Raw genomic sequence first — 3125 nt, 5'->3', positions numbered from 1 at the left:
CTCGACCTTGCGCAGCACACGCAATCCCAGAGGGCTCCAGGTGTAGATGCCGGCGGCAAGTTTGCGCAGCATGCCCGAGCGCAGCATCAGCCGGTGGCTGGCGATTTCCGCGTCGGCAGGAACTTCCTTTACGGTAGCGAGATGGAACTGGCTCAAACGCATGCATCGGTCCGATTCTTGGGCCCGGCAGATGCCGCTTGGACCGGATCCGCTGGGTAGCCAGCGTGGGCACGCCGGAACGGATTCAGTCACGGCACCGTCAGGGCAGGCTGAACGGTCGATTATAGCCGCCTGAGCGTCCCCAGCGGAATGGCCCGCCCGACGGAGGTTGCTGCATCGACAAGCGCCCGAAAACCGCCTGTCACCAGCCTATTTGATGCAATAGGCCTGATAACGCTGCTGCTGCTGTTTCAGCTGTTGTGCACGGACCTTGTCGTTCATCTGCACGGTCTTGCCATCCTTGTTCATGCTGGCGATGGTCTGGTTGGACTTCAGCAGCGTGATGTTGGACTGCAACTGGGCGCAAAAGCGCTTCAGTTGCGGTGACTGGCCGGCATCTGCCTGCTGGGAGCTCTGCGCGGAAACGTCGGCCTGGCCATTTCCGGTGTCCTTGCTGGACGGTACGTCAGAACCACTGGCAGAGCGTGGCATGTCTGCGTTCGCGCGGGTCTTGATCACGCTGTACTTGATGCCCTCGGGTGGCTGGCGGTCCGAGAAATGGCGGGTTCCGTTGGAATCCTTCCACGTGTAGACCTGTGCAAAGGCGATGGCAGGCAGGGTCAGCAGCAAAACGGCCAGTAATATGGACAGCGTGCCTCGCATGGTGATTCTCCTCAGATACTGTTGAAAACGGCACAAGTGCGTGACCGGTCACTTTGTGCGCAGGATACGCGTCGCTTTCTGTATCCGGTAGTGCGTATTCGACTGGATGTCCTGCTGTGTGTCGCCGCACCGTTGAAGTTCGTGCGGCTGCACGCGGGGCTTTGCAAATGACATGCCGTGGCGTCAGCATGCATGGGTCCGGGTTCTCGACTGCCCGGGACATGATGTACCACCCGCCGGCGAACAGGGCAAGGCTGGCACGGGTGGATCGATTACACTTCGTCGAACCTGTCACGGGAATCATCCAAGCGCATGAGTGACTCCAATCACGTCCGGCCACCGCGCAAGCGCGGGATCTACCTGTTGCCCAACCTGTTGACCACGGGTGCGATGTTCTCCGGGTTCTATGCGATCGTCTCCGGCATCGGCGGCCATTTCACGGCCGCTTCCGTGGCGGTGTTCGTGGCCGCGTTGCTGGACAGCATGGATGGGCGGGTCGCGCGCCTGACCGGGACACAGAGCGATTTTGGCGTGCAGTACGATTCGTTGTCGGACCTGGTCAGCTTCGGCCTTGCGCCAGCGCTGGTGATGTACACCTGGTCGCTGTCGGAGTTGCGCGCCTATGGGCCACTGTGGGGCAAGGTCGGCTGGGCGGCGGCGTTCATCTATGCCGCTTGCGGCGCGTTGCGGCTGGCCCGTTTCAATACCCAGGCGGGCGTAGCCGACAAGCGCTATTTCCAGGGTCTGGCCAGCCCGGCTGCGGCCGGGCTCTGCATGGCTTTTGTCTGGAGCATGCAGAAAGACGGCATCAGCGGCGCGGATGTGTGTTTTTTCACCCCCTTCCTGATCGTCCTGGCTGGTCTGCTGATGGTCAGCCGGGTGCGGTATTTCAGTTTCAAGGCCTGGCCGAACCACGACCGCGTGCCGTTTCTGTGGGTGATCGCGGCGCTTCTTATTCTGGTGCTCCTGGCCATCGATCCGGCCCATGTGCTGCTGGTGGTGTTTGCCCTTTACGTGGTTTCGGGACCGATCCTGACCCTGTGGGGGCGGGTCATCTCGACGCGGCGTCGCCGCGCACGGCGTGCCGCGCCTCCGCCTGGTGAATGAGGTCAAGCGCATGCCGGTGTCCGAAGCCGATGTAGCACGCACGCGCCGACTGCATGCCATGGGCGTGCAGCCCTTTCGCCTGCGCGGGGCCGCAACGGACGCGCCGATCCGGGAGCTGGCTGCCGATAATGGAGCTCCCGCACAGCCAACCCGCTCCATTGTCATCCAGGCGCCCTGCGTTTTGGTGCTTCCTCATGGCTGCGACCGTCGGCAGTTGGACCTGGTCGGGCGGGCGATGCATGCCTTCGGTCCGGACTTCGCACGCGCGCCGCGTGTGGTGACTGATGCGGGTGGTATCGCCGACACACCGCCCGTTGCCAGTGCTTATGTGGTGTTTGGCGAGCTCCAGGCGCACGCCCTCGGACATGTGCTGCCAGCCGATGTGATGCGACAGGCGGAAGTGGTGCTGCTGGCGACGCCTGACAGGCTGAGCGAAGGCACTGCGAAACGCCAGTTGTGGCTGGCCCTCAAAGCGCTGCGCCGGCGCTTGCGCGGTGCCTGAGGCGAACCGGACTTGCGTGCAGTCTCACCCATTTGCGAGATTGTTGCAGTGACCACTGGGCAGGGGCGTTCAGGCATCGCATAATCCACATATGGCTGCCGTTGTTGCCCCGAATGTTCCGCGGATTCGCATCATGCGTCCGGAAGACCTTCCACAGGTTGTCCGGATCGAGCACGTGGCGTACGAGTTTCCCTGGAGTCCGGGTATTTTCCGTGACTGCCTGAAAGCCGGCCATGCCTGCTGGGTGATGTCCTGGCCGGGTGAAATCTGCGGCTACGGCATCCTGTCGGCAGCCGCGGGCGAAGCCCACATCCTGAACCTGTGTGTGGACCCGCAATACCAGGGCATGGGCCATGGCCGGCGCATGTTGCGCCGGCTGGTGGATCTGGCACGTTGGCATGGCGCGCATCGAGTGTTTCTGGAAGTGCGTCCATCCAATACGGCCGCGCACCAGCTGTATCTGGACAACGACTTTGCCGAGATCGGCCGCCGCCCGCGGTACTACCCGGCGGCGCAGGGGCGCGAGGACGCCATCGTGATGATGCACAAGCTGGTGCCCGATCAGCGCGACTGACTCGTGTCTGTGTAGCCCGGATAAGCGAAGCGCATCCGGGAACGCTTTGCAGCGCAGCCGGAAATGCCGGCCAGGGGCGCCACGCGCCCCATCCCGGATGCGGTTTGCACCTTATCCGGG

At 63.2% G+C, this 3125-nt stretch carries 4 protein-coding genes; 3 read left to right on the top strand and 1 reads right to left on the bottom strand.

What is annotated here, in order from left to right; genetic code table 11:
• Positions 1–369: 369 nt before the first annotated feature.
• The gene (locus PF446_RS12720) at positions 370–822 is read right to left on the bottom strand and encodes a DUF4124 domain-containing protein (RefSeq protein ID WP_298072179.1); all 453 of its coding nucleotides are present in this window, start codon (positions 820–822) and stop codon (positions 370–372) included.
• A gap of 312 nt (positions 823–1134) precedes the next feature.
• On the opposite strand from PF446_RS12720, the gene pssA reads away from it, so the two are divergent.
• The 3 genes from pssA to rimI all read left to right on the top strand — a co-directional run bounded on the left by pssA (position 1135) and on the right by rimI (position 3005).
• Positions 1135–1929 carry a CDP-diacylglycerol--serine O-phosphatidyltransferase gene (gene pssA, locus PF446_RS12715; RefSeq protein ID WP_298072177.1) on the top strand — a complete coding sequence of 265 codons (795 nt, stop codon included), beginning with the start codon at positions 1135–1137 and terminating at the stop codon, positions 1927–1929.
• 10 nt (positions 1930–1939) lie between these two features.
• A complete protein-coding gene (locus PF446_RS12710) occupies positions 1940–2431 on the top strand; it encodes a hypothetical protein (RefSeq protein ID WP_298072175.1) in 492 nt (163 codons plus the stop codon).
• Positions 2432–2522: 91 nt separating this feature from the next.
• Positions 2523–3005 carry a ribosomal protein S18-alanine N-acetyltransferase gene (gene rimI / locus PF446_RS12705; RefSeq protein ID WP_298072172.1) on the top strand — a complete coding sequence of 161 codons (483 nt, stop codon included), beginning with the start codon at positions 2523–2525 and terminating at the stop codon, positions 3003–3005.
• Positions 3006–3125: the final 120 nt, after the last annotated feature.

Source organism: Oleiagrimonas sp. (genome assembly GCF_027858935.1).
In the GTDB taxonomy this organism is placed as follows: domain Bacteria; phylum Pseudomonadota; class Gammaproteobacteria; order Xanthomonadales; family Rhodanobacteraceae; genus Oleiagrimonas.
Note: the sequence above shows the minus strand (reverse complement) of the source record. Positions and strands in the feature narration are given on the sequence as shown.